A 25,738-nucleotide genomic window follows, 5' to 3' on the forward strand; every position below is an offset into this window, starting at 1 on the left:
ATGTCTGGCACCTCGCGCCCGCCTCGTCGTGCGGCGCCCCACCCGGAACAGGACGTTCTGCCATGCCCCGTACCCGCATAGCCGTCACCGCCGCCGCCACCGCGGCCGCCACCTTGTTCATGTTCCCCGGCCAGGCCCAGGCCGCCGGATCCGTGCACCTCACGAAGATCTGGTACAACTCCCCGGGTTCGGACAGCCGTTCCAACGCCAGCCTCAACGGCGAGTGGGTCCAGATCAAGAACACCACCACCAAGTCGGTGAGCCTCAAGGGCTGGACGCTCACCGACGCCTCCAAGCACGCCTATACGTTCGGTACGTTCACGCTCAAGGCCGGTAAGACCGTCACGGTGAAGACCGGCAAGGGCACGAACACCGCCGCGACGGTGTTCCAGAAGCGCGGCGCCTACGTCTGGAACAACGACAAGGACACCGCGACCCTGCGGCGCGCCACCAAGGCCGTTCAGGACACGTGTGCGTACAACGCCCCGAAATCCTCCTCCAAGGCCTGCTGAGCCGTAACCGGCCCTCCTCCAACTCGCGCCGCCCCGCCGGGAACTCGACGGCGGTGGCAGCCGACCACTGAAGGAGAAGGTGAGCCGGAAGGGCCGTGAGGTCCAGGAGGAGGGCCGTGGTGTTGAAGTGGTACGAGGACGAATCTCTCTGGTCCGACTTCGCTTCCACGATGTTCTCGGCCGACCGGGGTGAGACGGTGGCCGAACTCGTGAGCTCCTCCCCCCTCCTGGACTTCCCGCCGGGCACCCGGGTCCTCGACCTGTGCTGCGGTCCCGGGCTGTTCCTCGTCCCGCTGGCCCGCCGCGGCTACGCCGTCACCGGGGTCGACCTCAGCCCGTCCCTGCTGGAGCGGGCCACGGGCGCGTGCGCGGAGGCGGAGGTCGACGTACGGCTCGTGCGGGCCGACATGCTCGCGTACGCCGATCCCGGCGCGTTCGACGTCGTGCTCAACGTCTTCACGTCGTTCGGCTACTTCGACGACCCCGAGGACAACCTCCAGGTGCTGCGCAACGCGTGGGCGAGCCTCGCGCCCGGCGGGCGGCTGCTGGTCGACGTGATGGGCAAGGAGGTGCTGGCAGGCTGGATCGGCCGGCCGCAGGCGGTCGACCTCCCGGACGGCTCGTACGTGGTGCAGCGTGACGTCGTCCTCGACAGCTGGCGCCGGCTGCGGACCGACTGGACGCTGGTGCGCGGCACGACGGCCCGTACCGCCTCGATCATCTCCTTCCTCTACAGCGGCGCCGAACTCCACGACCTGTTCGAGGCGGCCGGCTTCACCGATGTCGAGTGTTTCGGCGGCTTCGACGGCTCTCCTTACGACCAGCACTCCCGGCGCCTGATCGTCAGGGGGACCAGGAAATGAGGGCCCGGGACGTCATGGCGCCGGACCTCGACTACGCCGTCGCCGCTCCCCCGGCGTCCGCGTCCGTACCGGCGTCGGCCTCCGTGCCCGCACCCGTGCACGCGCACATCACCGACGCGATGAAGGCGCCGGACCTGATCAGGCTGGGCGACAACATCGTGCTGGCCCGGTTCGAGACGATGAAGGTGTACGCGGCGCTCGGCGCCGTCCGCGCCCTGCTGCGCGCGGGCCGGGTCGTCCCGGGCCAGACGCTCGTGGACAGTTCGAGCGGCATCTACGCGCTGGCCCTCGCGATGGCCTGCCACCGCTACGGCCTGCGCTGCCACATCGTGGCCTCCACGACCGTCGACGCGGTGATGCGCGCGCAGTTGGAGGTGCTCGGCGCGACCGTCGACCAGATGCCGCCGTCGAGCAGCCTGCGGCTGGACCAGGAGCGGCGGGTGCGGCACGTACGTCAACTGCTGGCGGAGCGGCCGGACTTCCACTGGATGCGGCAGTACCACGACCCCGTGCATTATGCCGGCTACGGCGAGTTCGCCGGTCTGGTCTCCGAGGCTCTGCCCGACGCCGAGCTGACGGTGGTCGGCGCGGTGGGTACGGGCGCGTCCACCGGCGGTCTGGTGCAGGCGCTGCGCGGGTCCGGGCGGTCGGTGCGGCTGGTGGGAATCCAGCCGTTCGGCAGTGTGACCTTCGGCAGTGAGCGGTTCAGCGACCCGGAAGCGATCATCGCGGGCATCGGCAGCTCCATCCCGTTCGAGAACGTGCGGCACGAGCTGTACGACACACTCCACTGGGTGGACTTCCGCCATGCCATGGCGGGTGCGGTGGGCCTGCTGCGGGACCACGCGGTGTTCGCCGGGCTGTCCACCGGGGCGGCCCACCTGGTCGCCTCGTGGGAGGCGGCCCTCGATCCCGGGCGGCAGCATCTTGTCATCGGCGCCGACACCGGACACCGGTACGCGGAAAGGGTGTTCGCCCGGCACGCGGAGGCGCTGGACCGGTCGTCGCTGCGGCCCCGGCGGATCACGGACCTGGACGAACTGCGGCCACCGTGGTCGGTGATGGAGTGGGCCGGGCGGGCCCACCAGGAGTCCGGCGCGACGCCGGCGGAGGAGGTCTCATGACGGTGGTGGCGCTGGAGGCGCTGTCCTTCGGACTGGCCAGGACGGCCGCCGCCGCGGCGTCCGCCGGGCACCGGCTGTGCCTGCTCACCGGTGACCGGTCGGTCTACCGGCACGAGCTGGACACACTGCCGCCCGGTACGGCCCTGGACGTGGTGGACGTCGACACGTTCGACGTGGACGCCACCCGGCGGGCGTTCGCCGCCGTGCCCGGGGTCGCGGGGATCATCAACACCACCGACACGTGGAGTGTGCCGGCGGCGCTGCTCGCCGCCGAGTACCGGCTGCCGGGGCCCGATCCGGAGTCCGTACGGCTGCTGCGGGACAAGGCGCGGGTACGGGATCTCCTGCACGGCAAGGGCCTGGGCAAGAGCCCCGCCCTGCGGGTGGCCCCCGACCCCGCGAGCGCGGCGGAAGTGCTAGGTACGGTCGGCCTGCCGGTGGTCCTCAAGGACGCGTCGGGCACCTCGTCGCGTGACGTCTGGGTGGTGCGGGACGAGGAGGCGCTGCGCGCCGCGCTCGGCGAGGCGGGACAACGCGCCCTCACCGGGGGGCTGTTCGCCGAGCCGTTCCTGTCCGGTCCGCTCTACAGCGCGGAGACGATCAGCTGGGACGGGGAGAGCCGGCTGCTGGGGGTGCTCAGCCGGCAGACCTCGCGGGAGCCCGCCGTACGGGAGGAGGCCGCGGCCTTCCCCGTCGTGTTCCCGCACGGCGGACTCGGCGAGATCGAGGAGTGGGTGGGGCGGGTCCTGCACACCGCGGGGCACCACAGCGGCTTCGCGCACGTCGAGTTCGTCCTCACCTCCGAGGGGCCGCAGCTGGTCGAGATCAACCGGCGGATCGGCGGTGCGCTGGTCGGTGAGGCGCTGTGCCTGTCACTGGGGACCAATGTGTACGAGGCCGTGATCGAGGTGGCGCTGGGTGTACGGCCCGCGCTGATGGACGCCCGCCTCGGACACACGGGCCCCGCCAGCGGCTTTGTCCTCGTGTACGCGGACCGGCCCGGCGTCCTGACCGGCTGGCGCGGGCTCGACGGGCTGGGCGACTACCCAGGCTCGGTGCGGTGGTTCCCGACGCGGGCGCCGGGGGACACGGTGCGGTACGTGCACGACCAGCGCGGCTGTACGGGCATCGTGCTGGCGGAGGGCGCCACCGCGGAACTGGCGCTGCACCGGGCGCTCAGCGCCGCCGGGGGTGTGCGGGCCGTTGTCGCGGCCGACGACGGCCTGTGAGGGCGGGGCCGGTGGCGGGGGCGGGTCCCGGCCATGGGGCCTCCGACGGGGATGAGCCCCGGGCCGGTGCGCGGCTCCGGTCGGGGCCCCGGTCGTTCCTGCTGGCTGCCTCGTTCCTGATCACGCTGGGCAGCTTCGCCGTCCTGCCGTACATGTCGGTGGTGCTGCACCAGCGGCTGGGTCTCGGCCTCGGCACGGTCGGTGTGGTGCTGGCCGTCGCCTCGCTGGTGCAGTTCTCCGGCGGGGTGGTGGGCGCGGCGCTGGCCCGGCGCATCGGGCTGCGGGCCACGATGCTGGTGGCGCTGGCGGTCCGTACGGCGGGCTTCGCCGCGTTCGTGCCGGGGCTCGGCAGTCCGGTGGCGTCGGTCGGCGCGCTGTTCCTGGTGTCCTGCGGGGCGGCGTTGTATCTCCCGGCGAACAAGGCGTATCTCGTGGAGGGGGCGCCGGAGCGGGACCGGCCGCGGCTGCTGTCGGCGAGCGGTTCGGCGTTCAACGCGGGGATCGCGCTGGGGCCTCCGCTGGCGGCGCCCTTCGTGCTGAGTTCACCGGCCGCGCTGTTCACCGTGGTCAGTGTGCTGTTCGCCGCCGTGGGGGTGGGGCATCTGCTGCTCCCGGCGGTGGTCTCCCCCGAGGCCGCTCCGGACGAGGGCGCTCCGGACGAGGGCGCTCCGGAGAAGAGCGCTCCCGGCGTGAAGCCGGGTGCCGGGGACGGTGTCCTGCCCTTCCTCGTCACCGTCGTGAGCGTGTACGTCTTCATGTTCTTCCAGCACTACCTGGCGCTGTACGCGGTCCCCCGCACCTCGGCCTCCTTCTACGGCGTCGTGCTGATGGCGTACGCGGGCCTCCTCGTCGTCGCGCAGCCGCCGCTGTCCCGGTGGATCGCCGGGCTCACCTACCCGGGCGCGATGCGGGTGGGGTTCGGCGCCATGGCGGCCGGGACGGCGGTCATCGGGACGGGCGGGTACGCGGGCATCGGGGCGGGGGCCGCGCTGATCTGCCTGGGTGAGCTGGTGCTCTTCCTCAAGAACGACCTGGAGGCCCTGGCCCGGTCGTCGGCGCCCCCGGCCACGGTCTTCGGCCGGCAGCGGCTGGCGGCGGGCATCGGGGCGTTCGCGAGCGGGGTGGTCGGCGGGCAGCTGTACGGCGTGGCCGAACAGGCGGGCTCCGCAGGGGCGTTCTGGGGCGTGGTGTCGCTCCAGTGCGTGGTGCTGCCCGTGGTGCTGACGGCGGCGGTGCGTCACCGGTACGGCGGGTCCGCCGCGCGGACCGGTGACGCACCGGGTGTCAGGCCGGTTGCCCGGCGAGGACCGCGCCGTCGGCCTGCCAGACCGAGGTGAGGTCGCGCCGGGCCCGTGCGACGCGCGAACGGACCGTACCGACGGGGCAGTCGGCGGCGACGGCGGCCTCCGCGTAGGACAGGCCGAGGAGTTGGGTCAGGACGAAGGCCTGGCGGCGCGGCCCGTTCATCGTGTCGAGGAGGTCGTACACCGCCACGCTCTCGTCGAAGCCGGGCAGATGGCGTGGCTGGGCGCGCTCGGCGGCCAGTTGCCAGTCCGTGGTGTCGGCGACCCGGGGTCTCGCGGCGGCGCTGCGGTAGCGGTCGACGACGACACACCGGGCGATCGACAGCAGCCAGGTCCTGGCGCAGGAGCGGCCGGCGAACTTGGCCAGGCCGGTCAGGGCCCGTACGTAGGTCTCCTGGGCCAGGTCGTCGGCGCCGGGCACGTCACCGCTGAGGTGGGCGACAAACCGCCGCACGTCGTCGTACGTGGCGCGGACGAAGTGCTCGGCGGCCTCCCGGTCACCGCGTCCTGCGGCCAGCGCCCAGGCGGTGACGCGGTCGTCCCGGTGGCTGTCATGGCGGGTGGTGGCACGGACGGGGGCGGGAACGGGCTTGACGGGCCGGGCAGTTGTGGGGGACATCGTGGGGGGAATCGTGGTCGGGGCAGTGAACATCGCAAAGAGTCCTTCGCGTCCTCGTGGGCCGTCCCGGACGGGATCGGGCCCCCTCGGTGGCCGGGCTCCGGGCCGTGCGGGTCACCGGAGCGGGGCATGACGGTGTACTCCCCCGGCCGCGGGCGGACAGGCGCCGGCGGCCCGGCGGTGTGCCGGGCCGTGAAGAGGCAGGGGGGTTCAGCGGCAGGACGGAAGGAGCGGTGGGCCACGCCGGGAGGCGGAGTCCAGCACGACACGACGGCCGGGGCGCCGTGGCGCCCGGTGCGGGACGGTGGGACGGGCGGCGGGCAGGCGGTGTCCGGCGGCGGGCCGGGACAGGACCCGCCAGGCCAGGCGGAGCGGGGAGCCGATGAACAGGGCCAGGCTGCGGGCGAGTTGGCCGACCGCGGTCTCGCCCCGCCACAGCCACCAGCCGCACAGCAGACCGGCGAGCAGGTGGGCGGCCGCCATGCCCGCGGTCGGGGAGTGACCGTCGTACGCCATCGTCAGCGCCATCAGGTCGGCGGACTCCGCGCTCATCTCCTGGTGCGCGTGGGCCATGCTCATCGTCATGCCGGACCGGCCGCCACCGGAGGCACCGGCCGTCCCCGCCGTACCGGACGCCGGCAGACAGAGCGGAAGCACACCGAACAGGTAGTGCAGGACCGCCTGTCCGACCGCGGACGCGGCCACGACCACCGGGGCGCCGCGATCCCGGCCCGTCAGCCACCAGCCCGCGCCGAGCACCATCACGAAGGCGCCGCCCAGCGCGGGTAACGGAACGGGACCGCCCGAGCTGAGGGCGTGGCCGAGCCCGGACACCGCTACGCACACGGCAGCGAAGATCGCGGCACGTGTGAGACGGAGTGCGGGCCCGGCTCTCATGGCGGTCATCGTGCCACTCGCGCGGGAGCATCGGAAAAGGGCAGCCGATCCTGATACGTCGCCAGTTCGCCCGCTAAGAAAGGACAACACTTCCCTGTGATCCATGTCACACAACAGCGCGGGGAACTTTTCCGGTACGCGGGCCGACTCCTCGGGAGACGCGCGTGTCCCCGCTCCGCCCCACGCCACCGAGAAAGCCGTTACCCATGAAGCCGACCCCAGCGCCCGCCGCCCCCGATCCGGCCGGCCGATCCGCAGAAGCCGACACGGCCGCGGAATCCGACACCGCCACCGGGTCCGACCCGACCGCCGAGGCGGCCGAGGCCGAACGTACCGCAGACCGCTCGCGGGGCCGGGTCACACTCCGCTCGGATCTGCGCGCCTCCATACCCGACGGCCTGATCGCCCTGGTCCTGACCGCGGCGGTCTTCGCGCTGATCTACGCCCGTATCAAGGCGAAGACGTCCTCGACCGTGACCGTGATGCCGTTCATGGCCGACGCGGGCGGCTTCTGGATGTACTTCCTCAGCCAGGCCTTCGGCTGGACCGCCCTCCTGTGGGCGTGGACCACCGTCGTCCTCGGACTCCTGCTCGGGGGCTCCACACCCCGCTGGCTGCCGATGTCGGCCCCGCGCCTGGAACGTCTCCACCGCACCACGAGCCTCAACACGATCGCCCTGATCTTCGCCCATGCCCTGCTGTTCGCGGCGGAGTTGGTGCGCCACGACACCGCGCGCTGGAACTCCGCCGTCTACACCGCGTTCGTCGAGGCGTTCGTCCCGGGCGGGTACGACTCCGGGACCGGCGTGTGGGCGATGCCGATCGGGCAGGCCGCGCTCTACGTGGCGATCCCTCTCGGACTGCTCTTCTACGTCAGGCACCGGATCGGTCCCAAGACCTGGCGGGTCCTGCACCGCTTCGTGATCGTCGTGTACGTCCTGAGCGTGTGGCACGTCCTCCTCTACGGCACCAACGTCTGGTACGACGGGTGGTTCCGCACGACCGTGTGGCTGCTCCAACTGCCCATCGCCGCGCTCCTGCTGGTGCGCCTGCTGCTTCCCGCGCGACGCTCCGAGAAGCTGGCGCGGCCCGGTGCCCACACCGGCTCGGCGGCGGGCTGGGCCCTGCGGTTCACCGGCCGGTTCGCGGCGGCCGCCGTCATCGCGGCCCTGCTCGCCATCATGATCAGCGGCAGCGACGGCGGCCGCACGGTCCCCCCGGAGGACACCTCGTCCACCCACAACCACGACTGAGGCGGGGGCGGTCGGGGCCCTCTCCCCACCCGTACCTCACGATCCGCCTGGTACGTCCCGGTGGTCGAGGAGCCCGCCGAGCGCGGCGGCGGGGGTTGTCGCCGCCGCGTTCCGCTCGGACGCCGGGGACATCGTCGTGGTCCGTCCCGGCTGGAGCCGGTGCGGGGCGCCGGGGCGCCGGCCGAGCCCGACGATGACACGAGCGGCCTCGACGGGATCGCCGGGCCGGGCGTGGTTGCTGCGCAGGGCACACTCACGGCTCACCCCCACGGTCGCCGCCTCGTCGCCGACCGCCGCCTTCGCCCGCGTCGGGGAACGCGAGCGCAGTGCGGTGGTGTCGCGGGCGGTCGTTCGGCTCACCTGCTGTCGCGCCATTCGCGCGGGGACATCCCGTACGCCTCCTTGAAGACGCGGCCGAAATGGCTGGCGTTGCCGAACCCCCAGCGCCGGGCGACCGACGCGATCGTCACGGCTCCCGCGCCCGGCCGCGCGAGGTCCCTGCGGCAGTTCTCCAGCCGGTGCGTCCTGATCCAGTCGCCGAGGTGGACGCCGGAGCGGGCGAGGATCGCGTACAGATGCCGTACGGACACGTTGTGCCGGCGTGCGATGCGGGCGGCGGTCAGGTCGTGGTCGGCGAGATGCGCGCGTACGTACTCCATGATCCGTACGTCCAGGGTGGCTTCGAGCGGCTCGCGCGCCGGCCGGGGGTCGGGGAGCCGGGAGGTGAGGGCCGCCCGGATCAGTTCGATGCTGGCGGTGCCGACGGCGTCCGCGACCGTGAGGTCAGGGACGTGCGGGGTCTCGGCCAGCCGGCGCAGATAGGTCGCCGCGAGGTCGGCCATCGGGTGCTCCGTACCGAACCGCAGTGCGGTGAGCCGCCCGAGCGCGTCCGCCGGGAGGGCCAGATCGCTCTGCGCCATGCGGAAGAAGTGCTGGTGGATCCCCTGCGGCTGGAGCAGCGTGTACGGGACGGTGGTGTCGTAGATCGCGAAGTCGCCGGGCCGCAGCACCGCCTCGCGGCCTCCCTGGACCACCATGCTGGTGCCGGACACCTGGAGGCCGAGGAACACGCTGGGCGGCAGATCGTCCCGGGCGAGCCGGGGGGTGCGCCGGACGGTGGTGGCGTTGGCCGCGACGGAACAGACGTTGAGCCGTCCCACGTCGCTGATCACACCGCACACGGCGATGCGGTCGGGCTCCGGCTGGTGTTCGATCTCGACCCGGACGACTGTGTTCCAGATCGCCTCGCGGATCGCCTCGGCCCGCTCGGCCGGCGCCACCTGCCGCACATCGAGGATGACCACCATCCGGCAACCACCTTCTGAACTCGCTCCACGCTGTCGGCCAGGGCGGGCCGAGTCTATCCGGCGAGGGGGCGGGCGCCGGGGGCTGGAACCGTCGCGGCCCCGGCACGCGTTCTCCTCACAGCGCCGTACGAACCGGCGTGTTCGGCGAACGGGACGGGTGGTGCCGATGACCGAGTTGGTTCCCGGGGGGAATCTGCCGCTGCCGGACGGGGCGCTGACGATCCAGGTGCCCGGCCCCTTCGACCTGTCCGTCCTGATCACCGGAGACGGCGGGAAGGTGGCCGGTGACGAGGACTTCGTGTTCTACAACCAGCCGTCGGCCCCCGGGGTCCGGCTCGGCTCCGGCACCGTCCGGGTGGACCCCCGGCGGCTGCGGGCCGGGGCCGGGCGGCTCACCGTCGTCGTGAGCGCGGCCGATCCGGGTGTCCCGCTCGGCCGGCTGCCCGTTCCGGCGCTGACGGTCAGCGGCGAGGGCCGGGGTGTCCTGGCCCGGTTCACGCCCGTACGCCCGACGCGTGAGACGGTCCTGCTGCTGGCGGAGATCTACCGGCGGGGCTCCGCGTGGAAGCTGCGCGCGCTGGGACAGGGGTACGCGGACGGGCTGGGCGGGATCGCCCGTGACTTCGGGGTGGACGTGGCGGAGGAGGCGGGGGCACCCGCCGCCGTGTCCCCGACGCCGGCCGCATCTCCTGTACGCGCAGCGACCCCGGCCCGCACCACACCTCGGCCGCCCGCCTCCCCGCAGGCGGCCCTCGCGGACGGTACGGAGGCGGAGTTCGCCGCCCTTGTCCGTACCGAACGGCTCGGGGCCGGCGCCCCGCCCGTGATCGTCGAACCCCGGCTCTCGGCGGCGGCCCGAGCCCATGCCGAGGCCATGGCACGGCAGGGCCGGCTGGGCGCGGAGGCGCCGGACGGGACATCGGTCTTCCAGCGGATCACGGCGGGCGGGTACCGCTATCTCCGGATCGAGCAGCAGCTGGTCTCAGGACCCCGTACACCGCGTGAGTTCCTGGACTACTGCCGGTCCAACGCCTCGACCCGAGGTCCGCTGCGGGACTCCGCGTTGACCGACGCCGGGATCGGGCGGGCGGTCGACCCGCGCTCCGGCGACCTCTGCTGGACGGCGCTGTGGGCCCGGCCCTTCACCGCCGAGGGCCTGGTCAGGATCACGGCCGAGGTGCTCGCCCTGACGAACGCGGAGCGTGGCGCGGCCGGGCTCCGGCCGCTGGCCCCCGACCGGCGGCTGGCCGACGCCGCGCAGACGTACAGCGTGGACATGGCCGCGCGGGCCTTCTACTCCCACACCTCACCCGAGGGGCTCGCTCCGTGGGACCGGGCGGCCGCCGCGGGCGCGCCCCACCGGGGCATCGGCGAGAACATCGCCTGCGGGCAGCGGACGGCGGCCGAGGTGCTGGAGGGGTGGATGAACAGCCCCGGGCACCGGGCGAACATCCTCAAGCCGGACTTCACCCACCTCGGCGTGGGGTACGCGGGCGGCGGCCCGGCGGGCACGTACTGGACGCAGCTCTTCGGCCGGATGTGAGCCCGGCGGCGGGCGGACCCGACGAGCGTCGTGAGGGTGCGGTGGACGGTGCTCGGGCCGACCCGTACCTGCTTCACGGTGGAACGCACGGCGCCCGGTCGTCCGTCATGTCAGAGCGCCGCCCGGCCCGTACGACGCCGCTGCGGGACCCGGACGTACGTCGCGGCGTACACGACGGTCGCCGTGGCCAGGGTTCCGAAGCTGGGCGGCACCTTGGGCACGGCGTAGCCGAGTCCGAGCCCGGTCCACATCTCGGCCACCGCCAGGCCGGCGGAGAGGGCGAGCGCGCGGTAGGGGCGGGCGGTGAGGCGTTGCGCGGCTCCCGCCGGGGCCGCCAGCAGGCCGAGCATGGCCCATTGCTCAGCTATGAAAATCATTACCACTTCTTGACCGCTCTCCTGACCGTGTTCCTGGGGCTCTCGGGGACCACGAGATCGCATACTCTCGGGGCTGATCCCCATCGGCAGAAGGGCATGCAGCGCCATGGACATGGAACTGAGCGGCAGAACAGCGGTCGTGACGGGCGCCGGCCGGGGCATCGGACTGGCCGTGACCCGGGCGCTGGCCGCCGAGGGGGCGCAGGTCGTCGCCGGCTCCCGTTCGGTCACCGAGGAACTGGAGAAGCTGGCCGGGACCCACGCCGTCCACCCGGTGGCGGTGGATCTCGCGGCCCCCTCGGGGCCCGCCGACCTGATCGCGCGGGCGGTCGAACTCACCGGTGGGGTCGACGTCCTCGTCAACAACGTCGGCGGGGTGCGTCCCCGCACCGAGGGATTCCTGTCGGTCACGGACGACGACTGGGATCACGCGCTGCTGGTCAACCTGATGACGGCGGTACGGACGATCCGGGCCGTCGTCCCGCACTTCCTCGACCGGGGCGCCGGGAACATCGTGACCATCAGCTCGGTGAACGCCGCGCTCCCCGATCCGCTGGTCGTGGACTACGGCGCGGCCAAGGCGGCGCTGACCAACGTCTGCAAGGCGGTGTCCAAGGAGTACGGGCCCCGGGGCATCCGGAGCAACACGATCAGTCCGGGGCCCGTCTCCACGGCGCTCTGGCTCGGGGACGGCGGCGTCGCCGCCACCGTGGCGCGGGCGTCCGGGCAGGACCCGGCCGCCGTAGCCGAGCACGCGGCGGGCGACTCGGTCACCGGGCGGTTCACCCGCCCCGAGGAGGTCGCCGACCTCGTCGTCTGGCTGGCCGGCGGGCGCGCGTCCAACATCACCGGGACCGACTTCGGCATCGACGGCGGACTGATCACGACCGTCTGACCGGGCAGCCCGCCGTACGGTCCGCCGCCCCGTGATCACCGGCCGGCGGGGGCCTCCCTCCGGCCGCGCGGAACCTCCCCGATGGTGTGAGACTGCCGGTAAGGAGGTAATACCGGTGGCCGCCGAATCTTCCGCGACGGGACCCGGCTCCCGCCCCGAACTGGGGCCGGGTCCCGGGCCGGGCGAGGCGCTGCTCGACAAGCTTCTCGGGGAGGCGCAGGGCGCGGCGCCGATGGACCTGCCGGACCTGGTGGACCGGTGTGCCGCGGCGATCGGTCTCCAGCAGCTCGCGGTGTACGTCATCGACCTCCAGCAGCGTCACCTCGTGTCGCTCACCGACGGACTGCCGTCCCTCGACGTGGACTCCTCGACGGCGGGTGAGGCGTACCGGACGCTCTCCCTCCAGATGGAGGAGAGCCACCGGGGGGACGAGCTGACCGCGTGGCTGCCGCTGGTCGACGGCGCGGAGCGGCTCGGTGTGCTCGGCATCCGTACGGCGGTGTTCGACGCCACGCGCCTGCGCCGCTGCCGCATGCTGGCCGCCGTGCTCGCCATGGTGATCACCTCGAAGCGGGCGTACAGCGACAGCTTCGCGCGGCGGGCCCGTTCCGAGCCGATGCGGCTGCCCGCGGAGATGCTCCGCGCGTTCCTGCCGCCGCGGACCATCGGCAACACGAAGGTCATCTCGACGGGCGTGCTGGAGCCCGCGTACCGCATCGGCGGTGACGCGTTCGACCACTCGCTGACCCAGTCGACCCTGCACGCGGCGATCCTCGACTCCATGGGCCACAACCTGGCGTCCGGTCTCACGACCGCGGTCGCGATGGCGGGCTGCCGCAACGCCCGCCGGGCCGGCGCCGATCTGCCGCAGCTCGTCGACACGGTCGACCAGGCGCTCGCGCAGTGGCTGCCCGACCAGTACTGCACCGGCATCCTCAGCCAACTCGACCTGAACGATGGTGTGTTCCGGTGGATCAACTGCGGGCATCCGCCGCCGCTGCTCATCCGCGACCGCCGGGTGCTGGGCCAGGCCCTGGAACGCACCCCCCAGCCGCCGATGGGGCTCGCCGCCCAGTTCTCCGACGCGCCGCACGAGGTCAACGAGGTGGCGCTGGAGGCGGGCGACCGGGTGCTCTTCTACACGGACGGGGTGACGGAGGCGCGTGTCGACAGCGGCGCGCAGCTCGGCCTCGAACGCTTCACCGACTCGATCATCCGCGCGACCGCCTCGGGGAAGCTCGCGCCGGAGGCCCTGCGTGTGCTGATCCACTCGATCCTGGACCGGCAGCAGAACCAGCTGCGTGACGACGCGACGATCCTGCTGATCGAGTGGCTCCCCGCCGGCCGGTGATCTCCGCGAGGGTACGGGGGTACGAGGTCAACTCGCCCTGGTCGCAGGAGAAGCGGGCGCGAAGGTGTCCATGACCGACCGCAGCTCGGCGCGGGCGGACTCCAGGTCCCTGATCATCCCGTCGAGGCGGCGCAACTCCACGGAGAGCGCGCTACGGAGCTGGGGCGCCCCGCCGGGAGAGGCCTCCTCCAGGGCCGGGAGCAGCTCGCCGATCTTCGAGCTGCACAGGCCCGCGCCGTAGAGCCGCTGGATCAGGCCGACCCGCGCCACCGCCTCCGGTGCGAAGCGCCGTCGGCCGCCGGGGTCGCGCACACTGCACAGGAGGCCCTGCTCCTCGTAGTAGCGCAGCGACCGCACGCTGACGTCGCTCCGGGCGGCCAGCTCACCGATCCGCAGCATGCCCACTCCCCTGGCTTGCACCTCACACCGACGTGAGGATTTAGCTTAACGGGCATGGGAACAGACCGACGGACACCAGTGGTACGACAGTTGCGCGTGGTCGTGTCGGCCGCCGACTACGACGAGGCGGTGGCCTTCTACGGGGAGGCGCTCGGCCTCCCGGCCCGGGACGCCTTCGCGGGGGAGGGGGGCGCGCGTGTGGTGATCCTGGACGCGGGGCGGGCGACTCTGGAGATCGCCAACCCGGCGCAGGTGGCGATGATCGACGCGGTGGAGGTGGGCCGGCCGGTCAGCCCGCACCTGCGTCTGGCGTTCGAGGTGGACGACGCGGAGGGCTCGACCCGTACCCTCGTCGACGCCGGGGCGGAGCTGATCGCGGCACCGACGCGGACCCCCTGGAACTCCCTCAACTCCCGCCTCGGGGCGCCGGGCGGTCTCCAGATCACCTTGTTCCAGGAGGCCGAACCCGAGGCCGGGGCGGACGCGGACCGTGACACCGGCACCGTGCCCTTCGCGCTGGTGGACGTCTTCGGTGAGGCGTCCCTGACCGGCAACCCGCTCGGCGTGGTGGACCTCACGGCGTGGGAGCAGCCGGTGGACGAGGAGTGGCTGCGCGAGGTGGCGCGGGAACTGCGGCAGTCCGAGACGACGTTCGTGCTGCCCGGCCAGGAGGGCGCCCTGCGCGCGCTGCGGTCCTTCACCGCCGGAGGTGTGGAGGTGACCGGGGCCGGACACAACGCCCTGGGTGCGTGGTGGTGGCTGCTGGAGAGCGGCCGGGTGGCACGCCCGGTGCCGGGCGCCGGGCCCCTGGTCCAGTGGATCGGCGGGCGTGAACTGCCCGTGCTCGTACGGGAGGACGGCGCCCTGGCCCTGCGGCAGGCGCCCGCCCGGCTGGGCGCGGCGGTCGAGGACGTGGCGGGGCTGGCGGAGGCGGTCGGCCTCTCCCCGGCCGACATCGGCTCGCACCCCGCACCCCGGGTCGTGGACACCGGGGCGGCCCATCTGATCGTGACCCTGACCTCCCACGCGGCGCTCACCCGGGCGGTCGTGCGGAAGGCCGAACTGGTCGGGCTCGCCCGGTCCGTCGGCGCGCAGGGGGTGTATCTGGCGTGGCCGGAGGCGGCCTCCACGCGCGGGGCCGGAGTCGCGGGCTCCGGCGAAGTGACCGTCCACACCCGGTTCTTCAACCCGGGCGCCGGGCTGGACGAGGACCCGGCCACCGGCAGCGCGGCGGGCCCGCTCGGTGCCCTGCTGCGTGACCACGGCCTGCTCGGGGCCGGGGAGCAACTGACCGTGTCGCAGGGCGCGTCGATGGGCCGGCCGAGCACTCTGCGGGTCACGGTCGGCGACGGTCTGGTGCCGGAGGTCGCCGGGCGTGGTGTGGTCACGATCGAGGGCCGTATCAAGGCGCCCCCGGCGAAGGCCGGTTGACCCCCGTTACGTCTTCAGCGGGGAGGCCTCAGGGACGGCGTGCGGGGGTACGGTTCCCGGCCGTCGCCGCGTCACCTCCTCCACCAGCACGTGGTGGTCCGGCGGAGTCGTACGCAACGGCAGGGCGACCAGCAGTCCGAGCGTGATCCAGACGTAGGCGTTGGCGCCGACGAAGGCGTCCGGGCCGGTCGCGCCGTCGCGCCACAGCCAGACGACACTGCTGCACAGCAGCACGTACACCACCGCGCACAGGGTCAGCAGTCCGCTGTCGCGCCGGCCCCCGGGATCCCGGCGCAGGGCGGTGTCGGTCAGGACGACGAGGGCGGGGACGACCCAGACCAGGTGGTGCACCCAGGTCACCGGGCTGACCAGGCAGGCGGCCAGTCCGGTCAGCGCGAACCCCGCCCGGTCGTCCCCGCTCCGGACGGCCGCGCGGGCGCGGTACGCCCACACGGCGAGGACGGCGGCCACACACGCCAGCCACACCGTGTGGCCGGTGTCCTCGGGGCGGAGGCGGGACAGGACCCCTTGGACCGACTGGTTGGAGACATAGCTGAGTTCGCCCACACGTCCGGTGTCCCACAGCGCCCGCGTCCAGAAGTCCCTGGACGCCCCGGGGTCGAGGGCGGCGGCGAACAGGGTGGCCGCGGCCGCCGTCCCCGAGGCGACCGCGGCCTGCCTGCGGCGGCCGGTGATCAGCAGATAGCCGATGAAGAGCGCGGGGGTGAGCTTGACCGCGGTCGCGAGGCCGATGCCGATCCCCGCGTACCGACCCCGCCCGGTGGCCAGCAGCCGGGCGTCGGCGAGGACCAGCGCGACGAGCAGGAGGTTCACCTGGCCGAAGGTGAAGGTGTCGCGGACCGGTTCGAACAGGCCGAAGAGGCAGCCGATCACCACCCACACGAACCAGCCGCGCCGGCCTTCGCGGCGGACGACAGGACCCACCAGCCAGTTCAGCACCAGCGCCGACGCCACGACACTCAGGACCAGGCTGACCGCCACGGCCACCGGCCAGGAGACCAGCGCCATCGGCAGCATGGAGACGGCCGCGAAGGGCGGGTACGTGAAGCCGTACGACGTACCGGGGCTGAGGTAGTCGTAGATCCGGCCGCCGTGGTGGACCCACTCCCCCACCGCGCCGTAGTACACACCGACGTCGAAGAAGTCGCGGAACAGCGGGACGGTCGCCAGGAAGACGGCGGTGGCGGCGACCAGGCACACCGCGACGGCGGCCCGCCCGCCGGGCCGCGCCATGACCAGGCGCGGCCACCTCACGACACGGCCCGGGTGCGGGCGGGCAGGACGGCGGGTTCCGACATCAGGAACATCCACCAGAGCGTGACGAGGGCGAGCGCGCCGCCCGCGACCGCGAACGTCAACTGGGCACCGTCCGGCGGGGATCCACTGGGCAGCATGCCGAGCGCGAGGATCCCGCTGCCGACGGACGCCCACCTCCGTACGCGCCCGTCGGGCGCCGCCGCGGCGATCAGGAACAGCCCCCACAGCGCGTACCACGGCCGGAACGCCGGACCCAGGACGAAGACCGCCAGCAGGCTCAGCGCGAGCGCGTACACCGGTCCGAGCCGTACGCGGTGCGCGCGGCGCAGCCACAGCCACGCCACGGTCAGCACGGTGACCACCAGGCCGAGCCGCCGCCACGCCGGGACCGCGAGGTCGCCGAGGCCGCTGCCCACGCTGTCCAGCAGCGCCCCGCTGAGCCGTCCGAGTCCGCTGGTCAGGGACCAGTTGTCGGCGGAGACGGGGGTGGAGAGCGCGCCGAGCCAGCCGTACCCCGTCCCGGCCAGGGCCGTCGTGACCACGGTGGTGGCCAGGGCGACGGCGCAGGTCAGCGCGGCGGCTCTGGCGGTACGGCCCCGGCCGTCGAGTTGGCCGGCCCAGAGGACCGCGACCGCCAGCAGGCCCAGCGCGGCGGGCGCCTTCACCAGCGCGGCGAGGGAGACGAGGACGGCCGCGCGGGCGGGCATCGCGCCGAGGGCGGCGACCAGTCCGGCGCCGAGCAGCCCCAGCATGAGGGCGTCGTTGTGGGCGCCCGCGACCAGGTGCAGCAGGACCAGCGGGTTGAGCGCGCCGAGCCACAGGGCGGCCGGGGGCTCGACGCCGCAGCGGCGGGCGAGCGAGGGCAGGAACGCGATCATCAGTCCGACGCCGAGCAGCGCCACGAGCCGCATGCCGAGGATGCCCGCGGGCATGTCGAGGCGGGTCAGGAAAGAGGTCTTCTCGGCGAGGAAGAGGAACACCGGGCCGTAGGGCGCGGGGGTGTGCTGCCAGACGGGTGCCACCTCGGTGGCGAGCGGGCCGCCGAGGTGGGCGGGGCCGTGGACGTACACGTCCATCCGCGCGTCGACCATGGCGCCCTGCGCCAGGTAGCTGTAGACGTCACGGCTGAACAGGGGTGGTCCCAGGACAAGGGGCGCGGCCCACACGCCCAGGGTCACGAGCAGGGCGCGCGGGGCGGGCGGGCGGGGGCCGCGGACGGACCTGCCGAGCCACCACCAGGCGGCGATCAACAGGACGAGGCCGAAGTACGCGCAGACGACGCCCAGGGCGGCGCGTCCGGAGGAGGGCAGCAGCGCGTCGCGTACGGGGAGCGCGCCCGCGGTCAGCCCGCCGGTCATGAGCGCGACGGACCCGGCGAGCCCCAGCATCCGGCATCGGCGCGGGTTCACTTCCGCGTTCAGGGCGAGCATCTGTGGAGGCTCGCAGCAGGCGGTGGCCGGAAGGCGACGGTCTGCCCACGGTCCGGTGGCTGCCGCATAGCCGGGGGCTTACGGGTGCCCGGTCGGGCGAGAGGCGGAGAAGTCGCCGGGAGGCGGGCGGGTGGAGCCGGGCACGGCGGAGCGGGCCCCGGTGTGTCCGGGACCCGCCCTGCCGGTCGTGGAGCCGCGCCGGTGCGGCCTGTTACCTCCCGATCGTGAAGGTGTCGATGTCGAACAGGGAACCCGCGCCACCGGTGAAGGTGAGGAACACCGGCCCGGTCGGTGTGCCGGTCAACGGGGTCGAGACGGTCGCGAAGGTCTCCCAGCCGCCGGTGTTGGCGACGGCGACCGAGCCGATCACCGGGCCGGTGGCCGAGCCGGAACGGACCTGGACGGTGCCGCCCGCGCCGGCCGAGGACACCTTCGCGGTGAAGGTCTTCGCACCCGTGAGGGACGCCTGGGAGTAGCCCGCCCAGTCGCCGTTCTCGATGTAGCCGAGTGTCCTGCCGCCGCTCGCCGGAGCGTGGTCGGCCGCCTGGACGCCCTGCTGCGAGGTGAACGACTCGCCCTCGTACGTGGACGACGTGGGCGGGGTCGTACCGCCCAGCTCCTTGATCCGGACGTTGCGGAAGGACACGTCGTCACCGGTGCCGTGGTTCTGGATCCCGATGTATCCCTGCTGGAGGGAGCGGACCGGGTCCGTGTTGGTGAAGTCGTTGATCTTCGCGCCGTTGAGGAAGACCTGGAGCCGCTCCCCCTCCACCCGGATCTCGTACGTGTTCCAGGCGCCGGGCGGGTTCAGCGCGGCGTCCCTGGCCGCGATGTCCGCCGACTTGAAGCCGTACACCGATCCGGTCGTCCGGTCCGCCGTGTCGGTGGCGTCGATCTGGATCTCGTACCCCTGGTTGATCGCCGAGTTGGGATCGGTCGAGCTGGGGAAGCCCACGAACACACCGGAGTTGTCGTCCCCGGGCATCCGCCAGTCCAGCTTGAGGGAGTACGCGGCGTACTGCTTCGCCTGGTACCAGTACAGGCCCATGCCGCCCGTGGAGGTGAGGGTGGCGTCGGTGTTGGTGAAGCTGCCCGGACCGGCCTGGGACCAGCCGGTGGTCGAGCCGTTGTAGAGCGTGGTGTAGCCGGTCTCCGCGCGGCAGTCGGCCTTGGCCCAGCCCGCCGCGTACCGGATGCCGCCGAGCAGCAGCGTCCGGAACGCGGGGTCGGCGTAGGACTCCTGGGTGTGGCCGAGTCCGGTGTAGAAGGACCGGCCGTTGCCCTGCGGATGGCACCAGGTGATCGGGTGGTCCCCGCTCATCTCGCCGCCGCTGTAGCTGCCTTCGTCCAGGTTCTGGAGCACCTTGACGTTGTTGCGCGGGTTGGTGCGGTAGTTGTACCACTCGTCGGTACGGTTCCAGGTCTGGCCGAGGTGCGCGGTGGCCGGGTTGGCCCGGTCCTCCGTCCTCAGCGTGGCCTGCTGGATCGCCGGGTGGCTCTTGAACCAGGCGCCGGCGATCTGCTCGTACTGCGGCCAGTCGTACTCGGTGTCGGCGGCGGCGTGGATGCCGAGGTAGCCGCCACCCCCGTCGACGTACGACTGGAAGGCCGACTGCTGGGTGGCGTTGAGGACGTCACCGGTGGTGGAGAGGAACACCACCGCCTTGAAGCCGGCCAGGTTGGCGGTGGTGAAGGCGTTGCTGTCCTCGGTGGCCGTGACCGTGAAGTTGTTGGCCGCGCCGAGGTCCCTGATGGCCTGGGTGCCGGCCGGGATGGAGTCGTGGCGGAAGCCCGCCGTCTTGGAGAAGACGAGCACCTTGTAGGCGGGGTCGGCCGCCTGCGCCGTGGCCGCCGGGGTGAGCAGCGACCCGGCGAGACCGAGGGCGACGACAAACGCCGAGGCGGCGGTGGTCGGCAGGCGCCGGAGTTGACGGAACATCAGTGGCCCTTTCCCGCGCGTCACTTGGTGAGGGTGAGGGTGTCGATGTCGAACAGGGACCCGGCGCCACCGGTGAAGGTGAGGAACAGCGCTCCGGAGGAGGCCGTACCGGTCAGGGTCGTGGTGACGTTGGCGAAGGTCTCCCAGCCGCCGGTGTTGGCGACCGCCACCGTACCGAGCACGGCGCCGGTCGCGGAGCCCGAGCGGACGGTGATGGTGCCGCCCGCGCCGGCCGAGGAGACCTTCGCGCTGAAGGTCTTGGTCCCGGCCGTGGGAACGGCCGCGTACCCGGCCCAGTCACCGTTCTCGATGTAGCCGAGGGTGTTTCCGCCGCTCGCCGGGGTGTGGGCAGCCGCCTGGACGCCCTGTCCCGAGCTGAACGACTCGCCCTCGACGGTCTGGCTCGACCCGCCGCTGGTCCCGGTGGTGAAAGTAAAGGCGTCGAGGTCGAAGAGGTTGCCCTGGCCCGTCGGTCCCTTGAAGACGAGGAACAACTCCGTCGAGCCGGAGGGCGCGTTGGTCAGGTTCGCCGAGACGTCGACGAAGTTCTCCCAGCCGCCGGTCGGTGCCACGGTCGCCGTGCCCAGCAGGGTGCCGGTGGCCGAGCCCGTCCGTACCTCCAGCGTGCCGCCGACGCCACCCGAGGAGACCCGGGCGGTGAAGCGGTTGGCGTTGCCGAGGACGTACGGCTTGTAGGAGATCCAGTCGTTGTTGTCGGTGAAGCCGACGGTGCTGCCGCCTTCGGCGGACGTGTGGGCCGCTACCTGGACGCCGTTCTGGGCGCCGAAGTGCTCGCCCTGGCGGTGGCGGGGCTGGAGGATGCGCGCGCTGTGCGTGGTGAGCCCGGCGGCGTCGGTGTACTCGGCGTCGAAGACCCCGTAGATGTTGGCGGCGCTGTCGTGCTCACCGTCGGCCGGTACGGAGAGGTTGCCCGAGCAGCCCGTGGCCTGGGTGATCTGGTGGCGGTGCTCGTCATGGCCGAGGAGGTAGGTGACCTTGACCTTGGAGCAGTCGATGGCACCGTCCTCGGGGTCGCTCACCGAGACCTGGAAGGGAACGGTGTCGCCGAAGGAGAACAGCTGGCCGTCACCGGGGCTGGTGAGGTTGACCGTGGGGGCGGTGTTGCCCGACGTCACCACGAGACTCGCGGAGCCGGTCAGACCCTCCGGGTCCTTGACGGTGAGGGTGGGACGGAAGGTGCCCCTGGTGGTGTACGTGTGGCTCGGGTTGGCGGCCGTGGAGCTGGTGCCGTCGCCGAAGTCCCAGGCGTAGGTGAGGGCCTTGCCCTCGGGGTCGGAGCTGCCGGCCGAGGAGAACGCGACCGTGAGCGGAACGGCTCCTGAGACCTTGTCCGCGGCGGCCTTGGCGACCGGGTTGCGGTTGCTGCCCGCGGTGTACTCGACGCGGTACAGGGCCTGGTTGTTGGCGCCGGTGCCGTAGTCGAGGACGTAGAGCGCGCCGTCGGGGCCGAAGGCCTGGTCCATGACCTGCGTACCGGTCCAGGGGAAGGCCTCGATGACACCGGGGGTGCCGTCGGCCTTGACCTCGATGGCCTTGATCCACTTGCGGCCGTACTCGGCGGCGAAGAAGCGGCCGTCCAGGGACTGGGGGAACTTGACGCTGGAGTTCAGCGCGGCGTTGTAGCGGTAGACGGGACCGCCCATGGGGGACTCGGAGCCGCCGCCGAACTCGGGCGGAGTGCCGGAGTCACCGCCGTACTTGATCCAGGAGGACTTGGCGGCGGGGAGGGTGGCCTGTCCGGTGTTGCGGAAGGAGTTGTTGGCCGGTGCGCCGCAGTTGTACTTCCCGGCGGACGGGCCGCTGGGGAAGGCGTACTCGCCGTACGTCTCCGTGGCGGTGTTCGTGCCGGTGCAGTACGGCCAGCCGTAGTTGCCGGGGGCGGTGATCCGGTTGAACTCGACCTGGCCGCTGGGGCCCCGGGCGCCGTCCGTGACGCCCGCGTCGGGGCCGTAGTCACCGAGGTAGACGATTCCGGTGGCCTTGTCGACGGACATCCGGAAGGGGTTGCGGAAGCCCATCGCGTAGATCTCGGGACGGGTCCCGGCCGTACCGGCCGCGAAGAGGTTCCCCGCGGGCACGGTGTAGCCGCCGGCGGCGGTGGGCTTGATCCGCAGGACCTTGCCGCGCAGGTCGTTGGTGTTGCCGGAGGAACGCTGGGCGTCGAACTGCGGGTTGCGGTCGGTCCGTTCGTCGATCGGCGCGTAGCCGCTCGACTCGAACGGGTTGGTGTCGTCGCCGGTGGTCAGGTAGAGGTTCCCGGCGGCGTCGAAGTCGATGTCACCGCCGACGTGGCAGCACTGGCCCCGGTCGTTGGCGACTTCGAGGACGACCTTCTCGCTGGCGAGGTCGAGGGTGTTGTCGGCCTTGAGGGTGAAGCGGGAGAGGTTGAGGTGTCCCTTCCACGCTTCGAAGGTGGCCGCCGAGCCGGTGGTGGGGGCGTCGCCGCCGGGCGTGGTGAGCTTCGGCGAGTAGTACAGGTACAGGTAGCGGTTCGTGGCGAAGCCGGGGTCGGCCGCTATGCCCTGGAGACCTTCCTCGTCGTGCGTGTAGACGTCCAGCTTGCCGGCCGTCTTGGTGTTGCCCGCGGCGTCGGTGTAACGGACCGTACCGTCCCTGGCCGTGTGGACCACCGCGCGGTCGGGCAGTACGGCGAGTGACATCGCCTCGCCCAACTCGGCGTTTCCTAGGGCAAGTTGCACCTGCTGGTAGTCACCGGTGGGGATGACCGCGGCGGCGGCCTCGTGCTCGGGGTGGCCGGGGTGCGCGGAGGCCGTGGGGACGGCGAGCGCACCTCCGCTCACCACGAGGCCCAACACGGTGAGCCACCTCAACCACGCACGTCTCGGGCGTGACCGTCCTGACAGTCCTGACATGGAGCGTCCTTCCTGACCTTGCGGGGGGAGCGATGCGGGCATGCGTGCGCGACCGGCACGCTGCCGTGTCACTGAGGGAGGAGCCTGCGCCTGGGTGATGTCCCGTCACCTGGGCGGCAGCCGTACCGATCTAGGGGGAAGCTGGGGAGAGCTTTCGATGCGGCATCAAGGTTGTGCGGAGACTCGCGCGAGTTTTTGCATGCTGGCAACGGGGACTTAATTTGTCAAGGGCGTGGTCAAATTGCCGCGACAGTCGTCCGAAAGGCCGGAAGTCGACGGAGTTGACGGCAACGTCCGTACGGGAAGGGCCCGGTGCGCGACGTGCGCGCACCGGGCCCCGGAGCTCGGCTCTCGTCGGCGGCCGCGACGGGACCGCTTTAGTTCAGGGTTAAAACTATATGGCCGGGCCACCGGTTGTACGGAGGTGGCCGGGCTCGGGACAGCGCTCTCCCTGTATACGATCGGACGAGCCGGGATGCCGCCCAGGCGGGACGGACGGCGCGTCAGGCGACGTGGACGACCGCCTTGCCGGTGTTGTCGCCGCGCAGCATGCCGAGGAAGGCGTGCACGGTCCCGCCGAAGCCCTCGGTGACCGTCACATCGGGGCTGATCCGCCCGCTGCGCAGATGCGGGACCAGGAAGTCCTCCAACTCGCCTTGCAGGGCTGTGTGGTTCCGGACATGCATGCCCTCCATCCGCAGGCTCTTCTCCACCATGTCCGGGAGATTGCGCGGGGCCGCGGGAGGCTCGGTGGCGTTGTACTGGGCGACCGTGCCCACCCGGGCGATCCGCCCGTACTCACGCAGCGCGGAGATCGCGCCCTCCAGGTGCGTCCCGCCGACGTTGTCGAGGTAGGCGTCGATCCCGTCGGGCGCCGCCTTGGCGAGGGACTCCCCCACCGGGCCCTCGTGGTAGTCGAAGGCCGCGTCGTAGCCGACCTGGCCGGTGAGGTACGCGGCCTTGGCCGCCGAGCCCGTGCTCCCGATGATCCGGCCGGCGCCGAGCAGCCGCGCGATGCGGCCGGCCGCGGTGCCCACGCCTCCGGCGGCGGCCGAGACGAACAGGTCCTCGCCCTCCGCGAGGCGCAGGGTACGGGTCAGCGCGACGTAGGCCGTGAGGCCGGTGCCGCCGAGGATGCTCAGGTACGCGACGAGCGGAACGCCCTCGTACCGCCGCAGCTTCCTGGTGCCCGCGGCGCCCAGGGTGACCCGTGCGTGGGTGCGCCAGCCCTGGCGGTGGAAGACCAGGTCGCCCTGGGCGAGACCCGGGTCCCTGGAGAGCAGCACACGGCCGAGGGCCCGGCCCTCCAGCGGCGCGTCCAGCGCGAAGCCGCCGTCCATCATCTCGCGGTGGTACGGATCCACGGAGAGGTAGAGGTTCTCCACGAGCGCGGTGCCGGGGGCCGGTGACGGCACGGGACTCTTCACGAACGCGAAGAGGTCCGGGGTCGGGAAGCCGTGGGGGCGGGCGGTCTGGTGCACGGCGATGGCGGTCGCGGGGGTGGCGGTGGGAGGCGTCTTGACGGTCATGATGGCGACCGTAGGGAGGAATGCGCGCGCCAGGCAGGGGGTTGGGCTCATGGGGCCGCCCGGCCCATGAATGTTCCTCATAGGACGAGGTGAGCGCCCCATGGCCGACCTGGCCCCGCACGAACTCCGCATCCTGGTGGCGGTCGCGGACGCGGGTGGTTTCTCCGCGGCGGCCGGGGTGCTGGGGCTGACGCAGTCCGCCGTGTCGCACTCGGTGCGGAGCAGTGAGACCAAAGTCGGAGCGGTGCTCTTCGAACGGAGCGGGCGGGGAGCGCGGCCCACGGCGGCGGGGGCGGGCGCCGTGGCTCACGCCCGGCGCATCCTGCGGCTGTTGGACGTCCTGGTGGCGGAGGCCCGGGGCGCGGCGCGAGGCGCGGGCGCGGAGACGCCGGCGGGGCCCCTGCGGATCGCGGCCTTCCGCAGCGCGGCGCTGCACCTGCTGCCGGCCGCGCTGGAACGGCTGAGGGCCCGTCATCCGGGGATCGACCCGGAGGTGCGGATCGTACGGGAGGTGGGGCCGGGGGCGGCGGGCGAGGTGGCGGCGGGGCGGGCGGACCTGGGCATCGCCACGATCGGCACGCGCGTGCCGATGCCGGCGGGGCTGGTCCGGTCGGTCCTGATCGAGGAGCCGTACGCGCTGGTGCACCCGGCGGGCCACCCGGATCCGAGAGCGCTCCCGCTGGTGGACTGGGCGGAGAACTGCACGTCGTACACGAAGGCCTGGTGGGCGGCGCAGGACTGGATCCCGCGCGCGACGGTGGAGGCGGAGGACGACGGAGCGGTGCTCTCGATGGTGAGCAGCGGTCTGGGCATGGCGATCATGCCCGCGCTCTCCCTGACCGGAGCACCGCCCACCATCGAGATCACCGCGCTCGGCCCGGACCGCCCGACCCGCGCGGTCGGCTACGTGACCACTCCCGAACAGTCCCGCACCCGCGCGGTCCGCGCCCTGGTCCGGGAACTGCGGGCGCTACCTGCGCCGCGCGGCCGCCGTGACGGCACGGCGCGGGCCGCGGGCACAGCGGCCTGATCCGAGCCCCGGCGGCGCGTGGACGGGATGCGCGGCCGGAGCGCGGGCGGCCGTCGCTGTTCAGACGTCCGTGCCGCCCGTCCCGGTGCCCTGGTGGAAGTACAGGCGCCAGCCGTCGGAGGTCAGGCGCCAGATCGAGCTGCGGCGAACCCGGCGGCCCGCGTGGGCCGAGACGTACGTCAGATGGACGAGCCCCGGAGCGAGCAGCCGCCCCGCCAGAGCGGTGACGCCGACCGGCGCCCCCTCCGTCACGGAACCGTCGCCGGTGACCCCCAGGACCGACGTGGCGTCCCAGCGGGCCCCCGACGCCCCGAACTCCACGAACTCCGGGTCGAGGAGCGCCGAGACGAGCGCCGGCGACGACCGTACCTCCGGGTCGAGGAGCCGCAACTCCCCTTCGATCGCGGCCTCCACGGCGCGCGCCGACTCCGGGCCCCCGTCGATGCCGCCACCGGTCCCGCCCCTGCCAGCGGTGGTGTCGGTCCGGGCCGGTCCGTCCTCCGTCGTCATGCCGGAAGCCTACGGACGGCGTCC

General features: G+C 72.8%; 23 protein-coding genes. 11 read left to right on the forward strand and 12 right to left on the reverse strand.

The annotated features are described in order from the left end of the window. Window positions 1–62 precede the first annotated feature (62 nt). From OG349_RS00865 to OG349_RS00885, 5 genes are all read left to right on the forward strand, one after another. Window positions 63–512 (forward strand): lamin tail domain-containing protein, encoded by a 450-nt coding sequence (locus OG349_RS00865; RefSeq protein ID WP_327232700.1) that lies wholly within the window; start codon window positions 63–65, stop codon window positions 510–512. A 122-nt stretch (window positions 513–634) separates the two neighbouring features. Then, window positions 635–1,375, forward strand: coding sequence for a class I SAM-dependent methyltransferase (locus OG349_RS00870; RefSeq protein ID WP_327238396.1), 741 nt, complete (start codon window positions 635–637; stop codon window positions 1,373–1,375). A 119-nt stretch (window positions 1,376–1,494) separates the two neighbouring features. After that, entirely contained in the window at window positions 1,495–2,499 is a 1,005-nt protein-coding gene (locus OG349_RS00875; RefSeq protein WP_327238397.1) for a pyridoxal-phosphate dependent enzyme, read from the forward strand. Beyond that, the gene (locus OG349_RS00880; RefSeq protein ID WP_327232701.1) at window positions 2,496–3,728 is read left to right on the forward strand and encodes an ATP-grasp domain-containing protein; all 1,233 of its coding nucleotides are present in this window, start codon (window positions 2,496–2,498) and stop codon (window positions 3,726–3,728) included. Before OG349_RS00875 ends, OG349_RS00880 begins: the two co-directional genes overlap by 4 nt. A gap of 11 nt (window positions 3,729–3,739) precedes the next feature. Beyond that, window positions 3,740–5,065: an MFS transporter gene (locus OG349_RS00885; protein ID WP_442806177.1), complete on the forward strand. Its 1,326-nt coding sequence runs from the start codon at window positions 3,740–3,742 to the stop codon at window positions 5,063–5,065. Here the strand turns inward: OG349_RS00885 and OG349_RS00890 are convergent. Together OG349_RS00890 and OG349_RS00895 are read right to left on the reverse strand one after the other, a co-directional pair. Then, a complete protein-coding gene (locus OG349_RS00890) occupies window positions 5,013–5,651 on the reverse strand; it encodes a sigma-70 family RNA polymerase sigma factor (RefSeq protein WP_327232702.1) in 639 nt (212 codons plus the stop codon). The genes OG349_RS00885 and OG349_RS00890 overlap by 53 nt on opposite strands. Window positions 5,652–5,861: 210 nt before the next feature. After that, complete coding sequence (locus OG349_RS00895) at window positions 5,862–6,497, reverse strand: hypothetical protein (protein ID WP_327232703.1); 636 nt, start codon at window positions 6,495–6,497, stop codon at window positions 5,862–5,864. 257 nt (window positions 6,498–6,754) lie between these two features. On the opposite strand from OG349_RS00895, the gene OG349_RS00900 reads away from it, so the two are divergent. Next, a complete protein-coding gene (locus OG349_RS00900) occupies window positions 6,755–7,801 on the forward strand; it encodes a ferric reductase-like transmembrane domain-containing protein (RefSeq protein WP_327232704.1) in 1,047 nt (348 codons plus the stop codon). Window positions 7,802–7,837: 36 nt separating this feature from the next. On the opposite strand, the gene OG349_RS00905 is transcribed toward OG349_RS00900, so the two are convergent. Together OG349_RS00905 and OG349_RS00910 are read right to left on the reverse strand one after the other, a co-directional pair. Further along, entirely contained in the window at window positions 7,838–8,161 is a 324-nt protein-coding gene (locus OG349_RS00905) for a hypothetical protein (protein WP_327232705.1), read from the reverse strand. After that, window positions 8,158–9,108, reverse strand: a complete 951-nt coding sequence (locus tag OG349_RS00910) for a helix-turn-helix domain-containing protein (RefSeq protein ID WP_327232706.1) — start codon at window positions 9,106–9,108, stop codon at window positions 8,158–8,160. The genes OG349_RS00905 and OG349_RS00910 overlap by 4 nt, the downstream gene beginning before the upstream one ends. 166 nt (window positions 9,109–9,274) lie before the next feature. Between OG349_RS00910 and OG349_RS00915 the strand changes: the two genes are divergently transcribed. Further along, window positions 9,275–10,651: a CAP domain-containing protein gene (locus tag OG349_RS00915; RefSeq protein WP_327232707.1), complete on the forward strand. Its 1,377-nt coding sequence runs from the start codon at window positions 9,275–9,277 to the stop codon at window positions 10,649–10,651. Window positions 10,652–10,761: 110 nt separating this feature from the next. Here the strand turns inward: OG349_RS00915 and OG349_RS00920 are convergent, their stop codons facing one another. Further along, window positions 10,762–11,028, reverse strand: coding sequence for a hypothetical protein (locus OG349_RS00920; protein ID WP_327232708.1), 267 nt, complete (start codon window positions 11,026–11,028; stop codon window positions 10,762–10,764). 106 nt (window positions 11,029–11,134) lie between these two features. Here OG349_RS00920 and OG349_RS00925 point away from each other — a divergent pair, with 106 nt between their 5' ends. Beyond that, window positions 11,135–11,923 carry an SDR family NAD(P)-dependent oxidoreductase gene (locus tag OG349_RS00925; protein WP_327232709.1) on the forward strand — a complete coding sequence of 263 codons (789 nt, stop codon included), beginning with the start codon at window positions 11,135–11,137 and terminating at the stop codon, window positions 11,921–11,923. Between the two features lie 160 nt (window positions 11,924–12,083). Beyond that, window positions 12,084–13,274: a PP2C family protein-serine/threonine phosphatase gene (locus tag OG349_RS00930; RefSeq protein ID WP_442806355.1), complete on the forward strand. Its 1,191-nt coding sequence runs from the start codon at window positions 12,084–12,086 to the stop codon at window positions 13,272–13,274. Between the two features lie 27 nt (window positions 13,275–13,301). Here the strand turns inward: OG349_RS00930 and OG349_RS00935 are convergent, their stop codons facing one another. Next, window positions 13,302–13,673, reverse strand: coding sequence for a MerR family transcriptional regulator (locus OG349_RS00935; RefSeq protein WP_327232710.1), 372 nt, complete (start codon window positions 13,671–13,673; stop codon window positions 13,302–13,304). Window positions 13,674–13,727: 54 nt separating this feature from the next. Here OG349_RS00935 and OG349_RS00940 point away from each other — a divergent pair, with 54 nt between their 5' ends. Further along, entirely contained in the window at window positions 13,728–15,104 is a 1,377-nt protein-coding gene (locus OG349_RS00940) for a PhzF family phenazine biosynthesis isomerase (RefSeq protein WP_327232711.1), read from the forward strand. Between the two features lie 6 nt (window positions 15,105–15,110). Here the strand turns inward: OG349_RS00940 and OG349_RS00945 are convergent, their stop codons facing one another. The 5 genes from OG349_RS00945 to OG349_RS00965 all read right to left on the reverse strand — a co-directional run bounded on the left by OG349_RS00945 (window position 15,111) and on the right by OG349_RS00965 (window position 24,174). After that, window positions 15,111–16,358, reverse strand: coding sequence for a glycosyltransferase 87 family protein (locus OG349_RS00945; RefSeq protein ID WP_327232712.1), 1,248 nt, complete (start codon window positions 16,356–16,358; stop codon window positions 15,111–15,113). Between the two features lie 17 nt (window positions 16,359–16,375). Further along, complete coding sequence (mptB, locus tag OG349_RS00950) at window positions 16,376–17,812, reverse strand: polyprenol phosphomannose-dependent alpha 1,6 mannosyltransferase MptB (RefSeq protein WP_442806178.1); 1,437 nt, start codon at window positions 17,810–17,812, stop codon at window positions 16,376–16,378. A 211-nt stretch (window positions 17,813–18,023) separates the two neighbouring features. After that, window positions 18,024–19,751, reverse strand: a complete 1,728-nt coding sequence (locus OG349_RS00955; protein ID WP_327232713.1) for a ThuA domain-containing protein — start codon at window positions 19,749–19,751, stop codon at window positions 18,024–18,026. Between the two features lie 20 nt (window positions 19,752–19,771). Next, window positions 19,772–22,588 (reverse strand): carbohydrate-binding protein, encoded by a 2,817-nt coding sequence (locus OG349_RS00960; protein WP_442806179.1) that lies wholly within the window; start codon window positions 22,586–22,588, stop codon window positions 19,772–19,774. Window positions 22,589–23,148: 560 nt separating this feature from the next. Then, the gene (locus tag OG349_RS00965; RefSeq protein ID WP_327232715.1) at window positions 23,149–24,174 is read right to left on the reverse strand and encodes an NADP-dependent oxidoreductase; all 1,026 of its coding nucleotides are present in this window, start codon (window positions 24,172–24,174) and stop codon (window positions 23,149–23,151) included. A gap of 100 nt (window positions 24,175–24,274) precedes the next feature. On the opposite strand from OG349_RS00965, the gene OG349_RS00970 reads away from it, so the two are divergent. Beyond that, window positions 24,275–25,204: a LysR family transcriptional regulator gene (locus OG349_RS00970; RefSeq protein WP_327232716.1), complete on the forward strand. Its 930-nt coding sequence runs from the start codon at window positions 24,275–24,277 to the stop codon at window positions 25,202–25,204. A gap of 60 nt (window positions 25,205–25,264) precedes the next feature. Here the strand turns inward: OG349_RS00970 and OG349_RS00975 are convergent, their stop codons facing one another. Further along, complete coding sequence (locus OG349_RS00975) at window positions 25,265–25,714, reverse strand: nuclear transport factor 2 family protein (RefSeq protein ID WP_327232717.1); 450 nt, start codon at window positions 25,712–25,714, stop codon at window positions 25,265–25,267. Between the last annotated feature and the right edge of the window lie 24 nt (window positions 25,715–25,738).

This window comes from Streptomyces sp. NBC_01317 (genome assembly GCF_035961655.1).
Taxonomy (GTDB): Bacteria; Actinomycetota; Actinomycetes; order Streptomycetales; family Streptomycetaceae; genus Streptomyces.